This window comes from Chitinophagaceae bacterium, assembly GCA_016713085.1.
Classification (GTDB): domain Bacteria; phylum Bacteroidota; class Bacteroidia; order Chitinophagales; family Chitinophagaceae; genus Lacibacter.
Genome location: JADJPV010000001.1, coordinates 700,564 through 717,514, shown reverse-complemented (window position 1 = coordinate 717,514; position 16,951 = coordinate 700,564). Strand labels below are relative to the sequence as shown.

The following is a 16,951-nucleotide window of genomic DNA, read 5'->3' as shown; positions in this document are numbered from 1 at the left end:
TATTCATGGGCATTTTTTCTTTTCTTTCCAAAAAGCAGAATTGGTTCACTCCACAGGAGAATGAAGCCATTGTGAATGCAATACGTGCAGCTGAGAAACGTACATCCGGAGAAATCCGTATGTTTATTGAAAGCCGCTGCAGTTATGTTGATCCGGTTGATCGTGCCATTGAAGTTTTTTTCGGACTGAAAATGGACAAAACAGAAGACCGGAATGGAGTTGTGCTTTACATTGCTATGAAGGATCATCAGCTGGCAGTGTTTGGCGATAAAGGCATTCACGAAAAAGTTGGAACGGAGTTCTGGAATAAAGAAGTGAATAAAATGCTTTCATCATTCAGCAGGGAAAATTATAAAGATGGGATTGTGCAGATTGTAACAGAAATTGGAGATGCACTTGTTTCAAATTTTCCATACGAAAACGAAGACAGGAACGAATTACCCGATGATATTGTTTTTGGTAGATAACACGATGAAACTTTTTCAAAAAACCATACTCTCTTTTTCTTTTCTTCTCTTAACCCTGTTTGCATCAGCACAGGGGGTGGAGAAGTATATCCCTGCAACTCCCAATCCGCCAAAACTGGTGAATGATTTCATTGATGTGCTGACAGCATCGCAGGAAGAAGCACTGGAGAGAAAGCTGGTAGCGTATGATGACAGCACTTCCAATCAATTTGTAGTTATTACTATTGGCGATATTGGCGATTATGATATTGGTGATTTTGCTACTGCACTTGGCCGTAAGTGGGGTGTGGGCGGAAAGGAATTCAATAATGGATTAATCCTGGTTATACTGATTGATAAGGAAAGAAATCAGCGTAAAGTATGGATTGCTACCGGTTATGGTCTCGAAGGTGCAATTCCTGATATTACGGCAAAAACAATTATTGAAAACGACATCATCCCCAATTTCAAAGCGAATGATATTTACCGTGGCCTGGATGAAGGCACAGATGATTTAATGAGAGCTGCAGCAGGTGAATACAAAGCACCTGCAGGTTACAGTGATAGAGGCAGAAAAGGAAAGGGCGGAGGAAGTGTATTAGGTGCTATTATTATGTTCATCATTATTATGATTATTATTTCAAGGATTAATCGTGGTGGCGGTGGAATGATGAGCAGAAGAGGCTGGAGTAACAGTGTTCCTCCTATTTGGTTTGGGGGTGGAGGCGGAAGCAGCGGCGGTTGGGGCGGCGGCGGAAGTAGTGGTGGCGGTGGCTTTGGAGGTTTTGGTGGCGGAAGTTTTGGCGGTGGCGGTGCCGGTGGTAGTTGGTAATCTTTTCGCAAAGAAATATATAATAAACAAAGCCACTCTAATATGAGTGGCTTTGTTTATCTGAAAGTTTAAAACTGATTTAGTTTTTAATCTTCGTTTTAATATAATCAATCTGTTCCTGTAAGTCACTTACATTTTCTCCTGTCTTCTTAGCTGTTTCTTTTTTGCCGATAATTGTTTTTAAGAAATTATCCATTACTGGCCCAAGTCCAAACTGTTCAGGAATACCATCTCTGAATTTTACAATTTCATCCACACCACGTTTTACTTTTATCAGTATTCTTAATCGTGCCGAGGAAATTGGCAAACACAGCAGTTAAGTTAAACTTCGCCTGTGATAAGCCCATTTTACCATAAGCTGATGCGATTTCATCAAATGCAGATTCGTCGCCACTTTTGATTAATGTGGTTGCAACGGCTTCCATCAAAGCTCCTTTCATTTTCTGCTTTGATAAAAGTTTTGCTTCTGTTAATGCAGCAGGGGCATCAATTTTTTCCAATGCAAGTAACGCAGCTGCACTGAGTGTATAAGATGAATCGCTCAGCAATGACTGAAAAAGTGATTTATAAGCAGGCTTTTTTAAATTACCTAAAGTTTCCACTGCTTTGCTGCGTACAATACGGCTGGCATCTTTCTTAGCTATTTCTGTTAAAGATGTTTCAACAGCATTTACAATGGCATCTTTCTTCATATCTAATTTGCCAATGGCAAAATTGCGTAAACCGCTGTATTTATCATTGATGGCAAGTTTCATAAACTCAACTGCTTTTGAATCTTCCTGTTTTTCGAAATAAAATCAATCGCTTCTCTTCTGTCGAGGTATAAGCCGGCGTATTTGTACTGATGCAGATAGTTATCAATTGTTTTATTTTCTTTTTTTGTACAGAGTAAAACTTTATCTCCATCAAAATTGATAAGATCAGGATTTGTTGCAGATGCAAACATGAATGAATCTACTGCGTTTTCTACCCAAACCTGGTGACGTGTTTTGTTGCTGCCGTTGTAAACATCAATGGCAACAGGGAGTTTAAAAAGTTTATCTTTTTGTGTTTGCTTTACAACAACTTTTACCTGTTGAGTTGCATCATCATAACTGTAGTTAATATCAAGTGTTGGATGTCCGCTTCCGAAATACCATTGATTAAAGAACCAGTTGAGGTCTTTGCCGGTAATTTCTTCAAAAGCCAAACGTAACTGATGCGCTTCTGCTGTTTTAAATTTATTGGTGGTTAAATAAAGGTTCAGTGATTTAAAGAAAGCACTGTCACCAACAAAATTGCGGAGCATGTGTAAGATACATCCGCCCTTATTATAGCTCACCGCATCAAACATATCTTCTTTGTCGTGGTAATAAAAACGAACAAGATCTTTTTTCTCGCTGTTGCTGCCGAGATAACCCTGCATGGCGCTGTATTGTGTAGCTCCTGCTTTGTCCTTACTGTATTTGTATTCATCCCAGAGTAACTCACTGTAATTGGCAAACGATTCATTGAGTGTGAGGTTGCTCCAGCTTTCAGTTGTTACATAATCACCAAACCACTGATGAAATAATTCATGAGCGATGGTTCCTTCCCAGCCGTTGCCATCAACTAATTCTCTTGCATCCTGCTGAGCACTTTCCTGGTGAAGGGTTGCGGTGGTGTTTTCCATTGCTCCGCTAACATAGTCACGGCCAACAATCTGGCTGTATTTCACCCAAGGGTAATCAACACCCGTGATTTTTGAAAAATAACTCATCATTTCAGGAGTGTTTCCAAATATTTTTTTGGCTACTGATTCATATTCCTTGTCTACATAATAATTTACTTCTTTGCCTTTCCAGCTATCCTTTACAACGGCAAATTCACCTGCTCCCATAAAAAACAGGTAAGGTGAGTGCGGGAGATCCATTTTCCAGTAATCAGTTCTCAATCCATTGCCGGCAGGTTTCTGGCTCATTAGTTTTCCATTGCTGAGAGTAACCCATTTTGCAGGAACGGTGATGTACATTTCCTGTGTTGTTTTTTGACTGGTTTTGTCAATGATCGGGCACCATACGCTGGTTGCTTCAGTTTCACCCTGTGTCCAAATCTGAGTTGGTTTGTCTTTATCCGCTCCGGTTGGGTTAATGAAATACAAACCTTTGGCATCTGTAATGGCGGCACTTCCTTCAACCTTCAATTCATTCGGTTTAGCTGTATAGTCAATGTAGATCGTATATGCTTCGCCTCCTTTATAAGTCTTATCCAGTTCAATTTTTAGCAGCATTCCATCATATTCAAACTTCAGTTTGCTTTTTGAACTTCCTTTTACAAGAGCAACTTCTTTGATATCCATGCCTTTTGCATACAAGATCAATGTACTACTGGGATAAAATTGCGGCTTTAATGTAAGCCATACTTTCCCAAACATATAGGCTTTGGGAATATCGAAACTGGCTTCTAATTTGGTATGTACAAGGGCATGTACTTTTTCCGGGGTTGACCTGTACTGCTTTTTCCATGCTGTATCTGTTTGTACGGCAGGCTGTGCAACTGATGCAAGGCTGAGAAACGTCATTATCAAACCTGCTGCAAATTGTTTTTTCATTTTTTTGATTTTGAGCGGTAAAGATAAAAGGAGAGAGAGTTAAAAAAATAGAAATTGACGCATGGTTTGTGAAACGGATGAACAAAAAAAATTAGCTTTGTTTCTATGAGGTATTCTATTATAAGAAGATTTTGTTTGATAGCTTTCCTGTGTTTCGGCTTTGGTTCATTTGGCTTTAGTCAGTTGAGCCATTATATCTACCTGCAAACAGATAACCAGCAACCTTTTTACATAAAGTATAATAACCGTATTTACAGTTCATCTGCTTCAGGGTATCTTATTCTCTCAAAATTAAAGGACGGAGCTGTTGAGTTTTCCGTTGGTTTTCCAAAATCTGATCAGCCCGAACAGAAGTTTCAATGTCTGCTTGAGAATACTGACAAAGGCTACCTGATTAAGAATTTTGCTGAAAAGGGGTGGGGCTTATATGATCTGCAAAGCTCTGCAATTGTATATGCCGGTGTAACTTCAGAAATTAAGACAAGCAATCCTGCGGTTACAACAAGCCAGCCGGTTACAGATGATCCTTTTGCCAATATGCTTTCAAAAGTAACACAGGATACAACTGTAAAAAACGTTACTGTACGGAAAGAAGAAAAAGTAATTGTTGACACTCCAAAACGTGTAGTAGTTACCGAAACTGTTGCAATAGTTCCTCAGGTAAAGGACACAATAAAAACGCAGGTTGTTCAACAGCCTGTTCCGGTAGTTGAAGTACCCGATACAGAACCTGCATGGGTTGCCCCGGAAAAGTCTTCTGTTCTGCAGGTGAGAAAATTTGATAGCCGTGAAGGAAGTGATTTTGTATATGAAGTTGTTAATACAGACGGTGTAAAAGATACTGTAAGGTTATTTATTGCTATAGACACAGCTGGTATTGAACCTGTTCAGCAGCCACCGGCAAGTATTGAAGTGAAAAAGGATACAATAGAGGTTGTAAAAGAGCAAAAGACAGAAGTTCCTGTTCAACCCGAGATAAAAGTTGAAGAAAAGAAGGAAACTCCCCCTGCTGCTCCAGAAATAAAAAAAGAAGAAATTAAGCCCGAAGTAATTCCGTTGCAGAAGACTGAACCCAAATCACTTCCTAACAGTAACTGTACTTCAATTGCATCTGAAGATGATTTCATGAAGCTGAGAAAGAAAATGGCCAGTGAATCTAAAGATGAATCAATGATCAATGTGGCTAAGAAAATGTTCCGTACAAAATGCTTTTCAACTGCACAGGTTAAAAATCTGGCTGTCTTATTTTTGAATGATGAAGGCCGTTACAGGTTTTATGATGCAGCGATGCTTTACATTACCGATTTCTCCAACTTTAAGAATCTTGGCGAAACAATCCAGGATGAGTATTATAAAAAACGCTTCTCTGCACTGCTCCCTAATCAATAATTTATGCCAAGGTATTTTCTTGAGGTTTTTTATAAGGGAGAAGGATTCAGTGGCTTTCAGGTACAAAAGAATGCAATTACTATACAATCAGAAGTAGAAAAAGCATTTGAAGTTTTCTTTCGTAACCCAGTTTCTTTAACTGGTTCATCACGCACAGATGCAGGTGTACATGCCTTACAGAATTATTTTCATTTTGATTGGAGTGATGATTTCCCTGAAATGGCTTTATATAACCTGAATGCTATCTTGCCAAAGCCAATCGTCATTAAATCAATCAGGAAAGTAAAAGAGGATGCACATTGCCGCTTTCATGCTGTTTCAAGAGAATACAAGTATTATATCTTCAATTCTAAAAACCCTTTTTTAGATGACAGGGCCTGGCATATTCCTTTTACACTTTAAAAAGAGCTGCTGAATGAATGTGCAGCACATATAAGGCATTATACTGATTTTACTGCCTTTTCAAAGAGAAACACACAGGTTAAAACATTTCAATGCAGTATTATCGAAAGCAGGTGGGTTGAGGAGAATGGCTGTTTGGTATACCAGGTAAAAGCCAATCGCTTTTTGCGTGGAATGGTTCGTGGTTTGGTGGGAACAATGATTCGGGTAGCCCGTGGAAACATGACATTCATCGACTTTCAAGAGTTAATTAGTCAGCAGAATCAATCCACTGCAGATTTCTCAGCACCTGCAAAAGCTTTGTTTTTAGTACAGGTTGCCTATCCCAATGAATTGTTTTTATAAATGCTGAAAATATTTTTCTGCTGAAACCCTTTGCAGTAAAGCGTTTGGTAAATGAGGGTAAAAAAGATTTGAAAAGTTTGGTTAGTACTTTACACTGCCCTTATCTTTGCAACCCGCTTTGAAAAACAGGCGGAAGTTCTTCAAAAGGTTGATAAAAATATTCCTCCAAAAAAGCTTCTTCTTAATTGATTCTCAATAAAAAAAAGTTGAAAATAAATAAAGAAAAAGTTGGTGGAATAAAAAAACCTCTTACCTTTGCACTCCCATTCAAAAAATGGGTACACAAAAAGTAAAAAAGTTCTTTGAAAGATTGGAAGCAACAGCAACGTTTTAATTAATTAGAACGGGTAAATTTTAAGCGTAATATAATTCGATTTTTGAACTGTTAATTCTTGAGAATTAATAGTCAGGTCAAACAACATTTACAATGGAGAGTTTGATCCTGGCTCAGGATGAACGCTAGCGGCAGGCTTAATACATGCAAGTCGTGGGGCAGCAGGTTTGTAGCAATACAGATGCTGGCGACCGGCAAACGGGTGCGGAACACGTACGCAACCTCCCTCTTTCTGGAAGATAGCCCACCGAAAGGTGGATTAATACTCCATAATATATTGAAGTGGCATCACTTTAATATTAAAGCTCCGGCGGTAAGAGATGGGCGTGCGTCTGATTAGGTAGTTGGCGGGGTAACGGCCCACCAAGCCTGCGATCAGTAGCTGATGTGAGAGCATGATCAGCCACACGGGCACTGAGACACGGGCCCGACTCCTACGGGAGGCAGCAGTAAGGAATATTGGTCAATGGACGCAAGTCTGAACCAGCCATGCCGCGTGGAGGATGACGGTCCTCTGGATTGTAAACTTCTTTTCTCTGGGACGAAACCCCGATTTCTATCGGGCCTGACGGTACCAGAGGAATAAGCACCGGCTAACTCCGTGCCAGCAGCCGCGGTAATACGGAGGGTGCAAGCGTTATCCGGATTCACTGGGTTTAAAGGGTGCGTAGGTGGGCAGTTAAGTCAGTGGTGAAATCTCCGGGCTTAACCCGGAAACTGCCATTGATACTATCTGTCTTGAATACTCTGGAGGTAAGCGGAATATGTCATGTAGCGGTGAAATGCTTAGATATGACATAGAACACCAATTGCGAAGGCAGCTTACTACGGAGTCATTGACACTGAGGCACGAAAGCGTGGGGATCAAACAGGATTAGATACCCTGGTAGTCCACGCCCTAAACGATGATTACTCGACATACGCGATACACAGTGTGTGTCTGAGCGAAAGCATTAAGTAATCCACCTGGGAAGTACGACCGCAAGGTTGAAACTCAAAGGAATTGACGGGGGTCCGCACAAGTGGTGGAGCATGTGGTTTAATTCGATGATACGCGAGGAACCTTACCTGGGCTAGAATGCATTTTGACCGCAGGTGAAAGCCTGTTTTGTAGCAATACACAATTTGTAAGGTGCTGCATGGCTGTCGTCAGCTCGTGCCGTGAGGTGTTGGGTTAAGTCCCGCAACGAGCGCAACCCCTATCATTAGTTGCCATCAGGTTATGCTGGGAACTCTAATGAAACTGCCGCCGTAAGGCGTGAGGAAGGAGGGGATGATGTCAAGTCATCATGGCCTTTATGCCCAGGGCTACACACGTGCTACAATGGGGAGGACAAAGGGCTGCCACTTAGCGATAAGGAGCTAATCCCAAAAACCTTCTCTCAGTTCAGATTGGAGTCTGCAACTCGACTCCATGAAGCTGGAATCACTAGTAATCGTAGATCAGCAATGCTACGGTGAATACGTTCCCGGACCTTGCACACACCGCCCGTCAAGCCATGGAAGCTGGGTGTACCTAAAGTCGGTAACCGCAAGGAGCCGCCTAGGGTAAAACTAGTGACTGGGGCTAAGTCGTAACAAGGTAGCCGTACCGGAAGGTGCGGCTGGAATACCTCCCTTTTTAGAGTACGTTTTATTTACTGCTGTTGCTTTCCTACTTTCAATATTTAAGTTCTTATATAGTATTATTCGGCCAGTTGCTATGGATTGATGAGGCCAATTGGCTATTGTTTAGATAGATCCGTAGCTCAGCCTGGTTAGAGCACTACACTGATAATGTAGGGGTCCCCAGTTCAAATCTGGGCGGGTCTACAATAACCTCGGGGGTTAGCTCAGTTGGCTAGAGCATCTGCCTTGCACGCAGAGGGTCATCGGTTCGACTCCGATATCCTCCACGAAAAATTAGTTCTTTATTTGGTGTTGACTTTCAGGTCTGATGATTCATAATCATAACATCAGCTTTTCTTATGAACGAAAGTTCATTTGATTAAGTTCTTTGACATATTGGGATAAAACAAGTTGTAATTGTTTAGTAAGGCGATTTTAGTAATAACTCTTTTAAAGCGAATAAGGGCGCATGGCGGATGCCTTGGCACTGAGAGGCGATGAAGGACGTGGTAAGCTGCGATAAGCTTCGGGGAGCTGCACACAAGCATTATATCCGAAGATTTCCGAATGGGACAACCCAGCACACTGAAGGTGTGTTATCCGAAAGGGGAAGCCAACCTCCTGAACTGAAACATCTTGTGCCGCTTGGGGGTTGTAGGACTGCATTTAGAAACTCTCATCAAATTGAATCTTCTGGAAAGTTGAGCCATAGCAGGTGATAGCCCTGTAGATAGAAATTGAGAGGGACGAGCAGTATCCTGAGTAAGGCGGGACCGGAGGAATCCTGCCTGAATCTGCCGGCACCATCCGGTAAGGCTAAATACTCCTCAGACACCGATAGTGAACCAGTACCGTAAGGGAAAGGTGAAAAGTACCCCGAAACAGGGGAGTGAAATAGTACCTGAAACCGTACGCCTACAAGCGGTCGGAGCATCGCAAGGTGTGACGGCGTGCCTTTTGCATAATGATCCTACGAGTTACTCCTCACTGGCGAGGTTAAGTTCTTAAGTAACGGAGCCGAAGCGAAAGCGAGTCCGAATAGGGCGCTTAGTCAGTGGGGTAGACGCGAAACTTTGTGATCTATCCATGGGCAGGTTGAAGTTCTGGTAACACAGAATGGAGGACCGAACTCATTAACGTTGAAAAGTTATGGGATGACCTGTGGATAGGGGTGAAAGGCCAATCAAACTGAGAGATAGCTCGTTCTCCCCGAAATGTTTTTAGGAACAGCCTCGGATTTAAGAAGTGTGTTAGAGGTAGAGCTACTGATTGGGCTAGGGGGCTTCACCGCCTACCAAACCCTGACAAACTCCGAATGCTAACACATATCTCCGGGAGTGAGGCTGCGGGCGCTAAGGTCCGTGGCCGAGAGGGAAATAACCCAGATTAGCAACTAAGGTCCCTAATACGTAGTTAAGTTGAACAAACGAGGTGAGACTTCTATAACAGCCAGGATGTTTGCTTGGAAGCAGCAATTCATTTAAAGAGTGCGTAACAGCTCACTGGTCGAGAGGTCTTGCACGGAAAATGATCGGGCATCAAACTACGAACCGAAGTTCTAAAATTGTACTTGTACAATTGGTAGGGGAGCATTGAAATCTGCTGCGAAGGTGTCTGGTGATGGATGCTGGAGCGATTTCAAAAGAAAATGTAGGAATGAGTAGCGATAAAAGTAGTGAAAAACTACTTCGCCGAAAGTCCAAGGTTTCCTGATCAATGTTAATCAGATCAGGGTTAGTCGGGTCCTTAGGGAAAGCCGAAAGGCGCACCTGATGGAAAGTTGGTTAATATTCCAACACTTGCTTTTGTTTCGATGGGGTGACGGGGTAGTGAAAGATCCGCCTGGTTACGGAATACCAGGTTAAAGCGTGTAGATATATTTTTTGCAGGTAAATCCGCAGAGAATGTCGAACGTGATAGTACCGCAAAGCTTCGGCCGAGTGGATAGTGATCCTAATCAGACCTCCGAGAAAAACCTCTAAGGCTAGGCTTAAGCAACCCGTACCGTAATCCGACACAGGTGGACGAGATGAATATTCTAAGGCGCTCGGGTGAGCCATGGAGAAGGAACTAGGCAAATTGACGCTGTAACTTCGGGATAAAGCGTACCATCTTCGGATGGTCTCAGTAAAATGGTTCAACCAACTGTTTAGCAAAAAACACAGGGCCCTGCAAAATCGAAAGATGACGTATAGAGCCTGATACCTGCCCGGTGCTGGAAGGTTAAGGAAGGATGTTCGGCGCAAGCCAAAGCTTCTGACTGAAGCCCCAGTAAACGGCGGCCGTAACTATAACGGTCCTAAGGTAGCGAAATTCCTTGTCGGGTAAGTTCCGACCTGCACGAATGGTCTAATGAGTTGAACACTGTCTCCTCCATGAGCCCGGTGAAATTGTAGTATCGGTGAAGATGCCGGTTACCCGCCACGGGACGGAAAGACCCCGTGAACCTTCACTACAACTTTGCATTGATTTTGAATTACGGATGTGTAGAATAGTTGGGACGCTTTGAAGCAGCTGCGCCAGCAGTTGTGGAGCGGTCGTTGAAATACCAACCTTCTTTGATTTAGAATCTAATCCCCAACGGGAGACAGTGCATGGTGGGTAGTTTGACTGGGGTGGTCGCCTCCTAAAGAGTAACGGAGGCTTGCAAAGGTACCCTCAGTACGGTTGGTAATCGTACGTAGAGCGCATTAGTATAAGGGTGCTTGACTGTGAGACATACAGGTCGAGCAGGAGCGAAAGCTGGCTAAAGTGATCCGGCGGTTCTGTATGGAAGGGCCGTCGCTCAAAGGATAAAAGGTACTCCGGGGATAACAGGCTGATCTCCCCAAGAGCTCATATCGACGGGGAGGTTTGGCACCTCGATGTCGGTTCGTCACATCCTGGGGCTGGAGAAGGTCCCAAGGGTTCGGCTGTTCGCCGATTAAAGTGGCACGTGAACTGGGTTCAGAACGTCGCAAGACAGTTCGGTCCCTATCTGTGGTGGGCGTTAGTAAATTGAAAGGACATGACCTTAGTACGAGAGGACCGGGTCGTACACACCGCTGGTGTATCTGTTGTGCCGCCAGGTGCAATGCAGAGTAGCTACGTGTGGCCAGGATAAACGCTGAAAGCATCTAAGCGTGAAACCTTCCTTAAGATGAGTTTACTTTTAAGGGCCGTCAAAGACGATGACGTTGATAGGCTACAGATGTAAAACTGGTAACAGTAAAGTCGAGTAGTACTAATTACCCGTAAGCTTTAATTTTTTTTTAAATTGCTGCTATCAATTACAACTTCCCAATATGTTATATTATTTAAGATTTTATGGTGGTTATTCCGAGGGTGTTCACCTCTTCCCATTCCGAACAGAGAAGTTAAGCCCCTCATGGCCGATGGTACTGCGCAAGCGGGAGAGTAGGTAGCTGCCATATTTATTTAAGCCCTAACGTTTACGTTGGGGCTTTTTTTGTTCTATACTTTTTTAATTTAAGCGCAGGGCAGAATTCTTTTACAACAATTAACCAATCCAATAGTTATAGAGGTATTTAAAATGTCATTTCACATCTATGAGTAAAAATGAACGCCTCATCATCATACTTCTTGCCTCAATCAACTTCACACATATTCTTGATTTTATGATCATGATGCCATTGGGGAATTACCTGATGCCATATTTTCAAATTTCTCCTAGGCAGTTTACTTTTCTTGTTGGAGCTTATACATTAACTGCTGCAGTATCTGGTTTTGCAGCTGCTTTTTTTGTCAACCAGTTTGACCGAAAGCGATTATTGTTATATGGTTACGGAGGCTTTTTGTTAGGAACATTGGCCTGTGGGTTTGCGCCAACGTATGAATTGTTATTGGCTTCAAGGGTTTTGGCTGGTTTATTTGGAGGCTTGATAGGGGCACAGGTATTGTCAATTGTAGCTGATCTTATCCCTTATGAACGAAGAGGATCAGCAATGGGGGCAATAATGAGTGCTTTTGCAGTAGCATCAACTTTAGGAGTTCCATTTTCTTTATATCTGGCCAACCTGATTAGCTGGCACGCACCTTTTATTTTAGTGGGTGTTCTTGGTATTGCCATTATTCCACTTGTAATGAAATATATACCTGTAATGAGCAGTCATATTCAGGAACAGAGCGGATCAAAATTTGATGTGCTTACGGAAGTGATTAAAAGCCCTACACAAAGGCTGGCATTACTTTTTTCGGCATTGATGATGATGGGACATTTTATGATTATTCCTTTTATCAATCCTTATATGGAGTTTAATAATGGTTATCCAAAATCCATTACCCCAATGATTTACCTGGTTGGAGGAATTGCATCTTTTGCCAGCGCTAATATATTGGGCCGAGTATCAGACAGATATGGAAAGCTGCCGTTTTTTCTATTTCTGTATTAGTATCACTCTTTTTTGTGTGGATGATTACAAACCTTCCTCCGGTTCATTTTTCAGTTGTGCTGGTTTTGTTTGCATTCTGGTTTACACTGGCAACGGGAAGAGCTGTTTCGGCACAGGCTATGGTAAGTAATGTTGTGAGCATGAAACACAGAGGAAGTTTTATGAGTTTTAACAGCAGTGTACAGCAATTCGGAACCAGTCTTGCTTCATTTGTTGCAGGACTTGTTGTTATGAAAAGCGCTGATGGGAAAATTACACATTATAACTGGTTAGGTTATATCAGTAGAGCCATATTAATTACCTGTGTTATACTTGCACAATACTTATTTAAAAGAAAGGCAAGTGATTAGTAAAAACTTTATTTAATGCATTCCGAGGACCAGGGTTGTTCGTGATGTTTGTTTGATTTGTAAAGATTATATTAGATTTTCAAAGACGATACTTGCATGCAAAAAATTGCCATGGCCGTAAATCCATCTGCAGGAAGAGGCCTGTCGATAAAACTGGCCAACCAACTTGTTTTATTATTAACTGCCAGACAGATCGAGCATACAGTTTTTACAGATAACTGTCCTGCCTCATTCGAAGCGTTTACTTCTGTATGGATTATAGGCGGAGACGTAACTCTCAATTATTTTATTAATCATTACTCAAGTATTAATCTTCCCCTGGTTCTTTTTAAAGGAGGAACCGGTAATGATTTCGCATGGAAACTTTATGGAAATTGTTCAACAGAAGAGCAATTTCAACTTGTTTTAAATGCAAGCCCGAAACCAATTGATGCGGCTTCCTGTAACAATTCATTATTCATTAATGGAGTAGGAATTGGTTTTGATGGGGAAGTTTTAGAATCAATAAAAACAATCCGGTTTATAGGTGGTCATATTGGTTATTACCTTGTGGTGCTAAAAAAGATTCTAACATTCAAAGAGTTGTCCTTTAAGATTTATTCAAATGAATTGCTGGCTGAAGAGAAATTCCTGCTTGTGATGATCAATAATTCTTCCAGAACTGGTGGTGGGTTTCATGTTTCGCCAAGGGCGAGTGTAAATGATGGATTACTTAATCTGGTGATTGTAAAACCTCTTAGTATCTTTAAGCGGTTTTTTTATCTACCCAAAATTGAAAAAGGGAAGCACCTTCATTTGCCATTTGTTCATCATGTAACCGGTACCGAATTTACAGTTGAATGTGACAGGGAATTGCCTGCACAGCTGGATGGGGAGTTGATCAAAGCTCACCGATTTACAATTACCCTGTTAAAGGGTCAATTCCTTTTTAAATATTAGTATTGAATTAATAAGGTATACGCCATAATATTTCTGTAAAATTGCATTCTCAAAACAGAAAGGAACCACATGCAGCAGAGTATCTCCAAATTATCTATTGTTATACCGGCTTATAATGAAGGAAAGACAATTCATTTAATACTGAATAAAGTAGCTGCTGTTAATCTTTTAAATGGAATTGAAAAGGAAGTAATCATAGTAAACGACTGCAGTACCGACGAAACAAAACTTGCTATTGAACAAATACATGGAGCAATCAACCCTCCCAATAGTTTTATATAATCATGAAATGAATAAAGGTAAAGGGGCAGCATTACATACAGGTATTCAAAAAGCAACCGGTGACCTGGTGATAATACAGGATGCTGATCTTGAATATGATCCTGAAGAATACAATGTTTTACTGAAGCCGGTATTGGATGGATTTGCAGATGTTGTTTATGGTTCCCGTTTTATGGGAGGTAATGCCCATCGTATCTTATTCTTCTGGCATAGCATTGGGAATAAAGTACTCACTACTCTGTCAAATATGTTTACCAATCTTAACCTTACTGATATGGAAACGTGTTATAAATTATTCCGCCGGGAAATTATTCAGCGTATTCAATTAAAAGAAACACGTTTTGGTTTCGAACCGGAAGTAACTGCAAAAATTTCCCGTCAACCTGATATTCGTGTTTATGAAGTAGGGATTTCTTATTACGGAAGAACCTATGCAGATGGGAAAAAGATCAACTGGAAGGATGGCTTAAGGGCAATCTATTGTATTCTCCGATATAACCTGTTTAAATAAACTGCTTAGTTCAGTTTAATAATATAGTAGTTTTTGCATTGCTGATCTCTGGTTTCTTTATTCAAAAATTTTCCGGTTAGAGCAGTAACGTGATAATCTAACCCCTGTTTTAGTATTTCAAAATTTCTTCCACTATTTTTCAAAATTTCTAATCCTTCATCCATTGTCAGTAAATATGTTTCTGAAGAAAGATTATTAATTGAGTCGATTACTCTCACAATACGGTTGCTGTAAAAGTGAAGAGCAACATTATTTCCCTGGAACCTATAGATGTAAAACTTTTCCCGATCAATTCTTTGTTTTGCAATATAACGGCCTGCAACATTTCCTGCCTGGTATTTAAGAACCTGCGGATAAAACCATAAACTGAGGAATACATTTAACCCTATGATTAATGCAAGTGAAATGCTGAAGAGCTTTTTTGAAATTGCTTTATTTAAAAATAGAGTCAACACAGTAGTTGCTGTTAATACTGGTATCAACCAAGTCCAAATTGAATTGGATGGAAAGGAATAAATTATAATGATTACTGGTGCAATCAGCAATGTAATGCAAACCAGCCATTGAACAGGAGTGATCATTTTTTTAAGGAACTGAAATTTCTGTTGCCAAAAAATTGCGTAAATCATTTTTGCAGTGATGATGGCAATGAAGGGCAATACTACATAGATGTAATGAGGCAGCTGGTATTTTGAGATGCCCAGTGAACAGTAGGCTAATACAAAACCACCTGTTGTGAGGAACTCTTCATTTTCTGCAACAATCAATTTCTTGCGGATGATCTGGATAAGATCATTAACTAAGCCTGAGATGAAGAATAATGTCCAAGGCAACATTCCCCACAATAAATTTTCAAACAAGAAACTGAATGGTGCGTTATTGTTCCAAACGTTTTCACCTGTAATGCGTCCAAAACTTTGTGTCCAGTAAAAAAATCGTAACCCGGAAACATTTTTCAAACCATTCACTGTTTTTTCCGGATGCAGATCATACTGTTGGTACAAGCCAATGCTCATAGGAATCAACACAATTGCAATTGTAATTAATCCAAGCAGATATACTGGTTTAAACAGATAACTGAATTTCCGTTGCAATACAAAATGGCTTCCGAATGCAAATATGGGTACAAACAAAGCAATAGGCCCTTTTGTAACCATACCTGCCCCAATGGCTGCAGCACCTAAAATAAAATGAATTGTTTTTTTTGATTGCATCCATTCAGCTATCTGCCATATGGCTATGATAACCCAACTCATTAAAATTGTATCGGTACGAATATCATTTGTAATTAAAAAAACTGCCTGGCAACTTGCCAGCACGATTGCAGAAATAACTGCAAGCGTTTTATCGTAGAACAACTTTGCAAAACGGTAAGTAGCAAACACTGCAAGTATAGCAAAAAGAATAGATGGAAATTTGAATCCCAGGTTATTTTCACCAAACAGATTCATGGAAAGACTGCTGATCCAAAACAGGAAAGGAGGTTTGTCTAAATAATCTTTGCCCTGTTCATATACCTGCAGGTAGCGTCCGCTTTCTTTCATTTCTCTGCTGATGGCTGCATATTGTGATGCATCTACATCCATGGTATCTACACCAATTGCACAAAAATAAACAGCTATAATTATTGCAAACAGTAAGAAAATGTTTTTTTGAATCATCATGAAATTTAAATTTTAAGCAACTTCTTTTCCAGTACTTGCTCTCCAGAGCATGAACCATTCTTCTCGGTCCAGTTTTATTTGTGTGGCTGCTACAGCTGATTGTATTCTTTCAATTCTGGATGTTCCAGCCACAGGAAGTATGCCGGAAGGATGCGTAAGTAACCAGCTCAGTAAAATAATATCTGATGCTGAATTATATTTGTCTGCAAGAAAATTAGCAACTGCTATTATTCGTTTATTCTGCTCATCATCAGTATCTGCAAATAAATTCCCACCTCCTAATGGACTCCATACCATTGGGGTAATATGATGTTGCTGACATTGATCCAGTGTGCCATCAACAAAAGGATTTAACTGCAGTAGCGAACATTCTATCTGATTTACTTCAACTGGAAATCTGCTCATTAGTAAATCAACCTGCCATTTCCTGAAATTGGAAACACCAAAGTGAAGTACTTTTCCCTGTTGTTTCAATTGTGCAAAAGCTTTTGCCACTTCATCAGCATTGAACAATTGATCAGGACGGTGAATGAGAAGGCAATCAATATAATCAGTTGAAAAATTTTCTAATGAAGTTTTAACCGATTCCATAATATGTTCAAAGGAGGTATCATATGATTTGATCTTATGCTGCGGCCTGTTAGGCGAAACCATCTGTATGCCACATTTAGTAATCAGCTGCATTTGCTGCCGTAAGGATGGGTTCTGTTTCAATACCTGACCAAACTCTTCTTCAGTTGTATAATTTCCATAAATATCTGCATGATCAAAACTTGTAACGCCAAGTGCTATACAATCTTTGATCATTTGCTCATAAGCAGTGTAATCAAACTTCGAACCCCATAAACCCCATTTCATTGTGCCGGCAATAACAGAGGAGTAATTCATG

11 protein-coding genes, 2 tRNA genes, 3 rRNA genes and 2 pseudogenes are annotated in these 16,951 nt (G+C 40.8%); 13 read left to right on the top strand and 5 right to left on the bottom strand.

What is annotated here, in order from left to right; translation table 11 throughout:
* Positions 1 to 5 precede the first annotated feature (5 nt).
* Positions 6 to 467 (top strand): TPM domain-containing protein, encoded by a 462-nt coding sequence (locus IPK31_03500; protein MBK8087080.1) that lies wholly within the window; start codon positions 6 to 8, stop codon positions 465 to 467.
* A gap of 4 nt (positions 468 to 471) precedes the next feature.
* On the top strand, positions 472 to 1,278 hold the full coding sequence (locus IPK31_03495) for a TPM domain-containing protein (GenBank protein MBK8087079.1): 807 nt from the start codon (positions 472 to 474) through the stop codon (positions 1,276 to 1,278).
* 79 nt (positions 1,279 to 1,357) lie between these two features.
* Here IPK31_03495 and IPK31_03490 read toward each other — a convergent pair whose 3' ends face one another.
* From IPK31_03490 to IPK31_03480, 3 genes are read right to left on the bottom strand one after another with little or no spacing between them, the layout of a single operon-like run.
* The gene (locus IPK31_03490; protein MBK8087078.1) at positions 1,358 to 1,534 is read right to left on the bottom strand and encodes a hypothetical protein; all 177 of its coding nucleotides are present in this window, start codon (positions 1,532 to 1,534) and stop codon (positions 1,358 to 1,360) included.
* On the bottom strand, positions 1,527 to 2,033 hold the full coding sequence (locus IPK31_03485) for a HEAT repeat domain-containing protein (GenBank protein ID MBK8087077.1): 507 nt from the start codon (positions 2,031 to 2,033) through the stop codon (positions 1,527 to 1,529). Before IPK31_03485 ends, IPK31_03490 begins: the two co-directional genes overlap by 8 nt.
* Positions 2,030 to 3,847 carry a M1 family metallopeptidase gene (locus tag IPK31_03480; protein MBK8087076.1) on the bottom strand — a complete coding sequence of 606 codons (1,818 nt, stop codon included), beginning with the start codon at positions 3,845 to 3,847 and terminating at the stop codon, positions 2,030 to 2,032. The genes IPK31_03485 and IPK31_03480 overlap by 4 nt, the downstream gene beginning before the upstream one ends.
* Positions 3,848 to 3,982: 135 nt before the next feature.
* Here IPK31_03480 and IPK31_03475 point away from each other — a divergent pair, with 135 nt between their 5' ends.
* The 11 genes and pseudogenes from IPK31_03475 to IPK31_03425 all read left to right on the top strand — a co-directional run bounded on the left by IPK31_03475 (position 3,983) and on the right by IPK31_03425 (position 14,398).
* Positions 3,983 to 5,236, top strand: coding sequence for a DUF4476 domain-containing protein (locus IPK31_03475; protein MBK8087075.1), 1,254 nt, complete (start codon positions 3,983 to 3,985; stop codon positions 5,234 to 5,236).
* A 3-nt stretch (positions 5,237 to 5,239) separates the two neighbouring features.
* Positions 5,240 to 5,983, top strand: a pseudogene (truA, locus tag IPK31_03470) (tRNA pseudouridine(38-40) synthase TruA).
* A gap of 424 nt (positions 5,984 to 6,407) precedes the next feature.
* Positions 6,408 to 7,937, top strand: a 16S ribosomal RNA gene (locus IPK31_03465).
* A gap of 117 nt (positions 7,938 to 8,054) precedes the next feature.
* A tRNA-Ile gene (locus tag IPK31_03460) sits at positions 8,055 to 8,129 on the top strand.
* Positions 8,130 to 8,139: 10 nt separating this feature from the next.
* A tRNA-Ala gene (locus IPK31_03455) sits at positions 8,140 to 8,212 on the top strand.
* 162 nt (positions 8,213 to 8,374) lie between these two features.
* Positions 8,375 to 11,172, top strand: a 23S ribosomal RNA gene (locus IPK31_03450).
* Between the two features lie 58 nt (positions 11,173 to 11,230).
* A 5S ribosomal RNA gene (gene rrf, locus IPK31_03445) occupies positions 11,231 to 11,338 on the top strand.
* Together the 16S, 23S and 5S rRNA genes with 2 tRNA genes alongside form the textbook arrangement of a ribosomal RNA operon.
* Before the next feature lie 135 nt (positions 11,339 to 11,473).
* On the top strand, positions 11,474 to 12,316 hold the full coding sequence (locus tag IPK31_03440) for an MFS transporter (protein MBK8087074.1): 843 nt from the start codon (positions 11,474 to 11,476) through the stop codon (positions 12,314 to 12,316).
* A 14-nt stretch (positions 12,317 to 12,330) separates the two neighbouring features.
* Positions 12,331 to 12,666 carry a hypothetical protein gene (locus tag IPK31_03435; protein ID MBK8087073.1) on the top strand — a complete coding sequence of 112 codons (336 nt, stop codon included), beginning with the start codon at positions 12,331 to 12,333 and terminating at the stop codon, positions 12,664 to 12,666.
* Positions 12,667 to 12,762: 96 nt separating this feature from the next.
* A complete protein-coding gene (locus tag IPK31_03430) occupies positions 12,763 to 13,605 on the top strand; it encodes a hypothetical protein (protein MBK8087072.1) in 843 nt (280 codons plus the stop codon).
* Positions 13,606 to 13,674: 69 nt separating this feature from the next.
* Positions 13,675 to 14,398 (top strand): annotated as a pseudogene (locus IPK31_03425) (glycosyltransferase family 2 protein).
* A gap of 5 nt (positions 14,399 to 14,403) precedes the next feature.
* Here the strand turns inward: IPK31_03425 and IPK31_03420 are convergent.
* Both IPK31_03420 and IPK31_03415 read right to left on the bottom strand, forming a co-directional pair.
* Entirely contained in the window at positions 14,404 to 16,062 is a 1,659-nt protein-coding gene (locus IPK31_03420) for a glycosyltransferase family 39 protein (protein MBK8087071.1), read from the bottom strand.
* 12 nt (positions 16,063 to 16,074) lie between these two features.
* Positions 16,075 to 16,950: an aldo/keto reductase gene (locus IPK31_03415; GenBank protein ID MBK8087070.1), complete on the bottom strand. Its 876-nt coding sequence runs from the start codon at positions 16,948 to 16,950 to the stop codon at positions 16,075 to 16,077.
* Position 16,951 lies beyond the last annotated feature (1 nt).

Bases quoted from the DNA above. Each gene is read 5' to 3' on its own strand.
- IPK31_03500 (MBK8087080.1), top strand. From the start codon at position 6: ATGGGCATTTTTTCTTTTCTTTCCAAAAAGCAGAATTGGTTCACTCCA.
- IPK31_03495 (MBK8087079.1), top strand. From the start codon at position 472: ATGAAACTTTTTCAAAAAACCATACTCTCTTTTTCTTTTCTTCTCTTA.
- IPK31_03485 (MBK8087077.1), bottom strand. From the start codon at position 2,033: ATGAAACTTGCCATCAATGATAAATACAGCGGTTTACGCAATTTTGCC.
- IPK31_03480 (MBK8087076.1), bottom strand. From the start codon at position 3,847: ATGAAAAAACAATTTGCAGCAGGTTTGATAATGACGTTTCTCAGCCTT.
- IPK31_03440 (MBK8087074.1), top strand. From the start codon at position 11,474: ATGAGTAAAAATGAACGCCTCATCATCATACTTCTTGCCTCAATCAAC.
- IPK31_03430 (MBK8087072.1), top strand. From the start codon at position 12,763: ATGCAAAAAATTGCCATGGCCGTAAATCCATCTGCAGGAAGAGGCCTG.
- IPK31_03420 (MBK8087071.1), bottom strand. From the start codon at position 16,062: ATGATGATTCAAAAAAACATTTTCTTACTGTTTGCAATAATTATAGCT.
- IPK31_03415 (MBK8087070.1), bottom strand. From the start codon at position 16,950: ATGAATTACTCCTCTGTTATTGCCGGCACAATGAAATGGGGTTTATGG.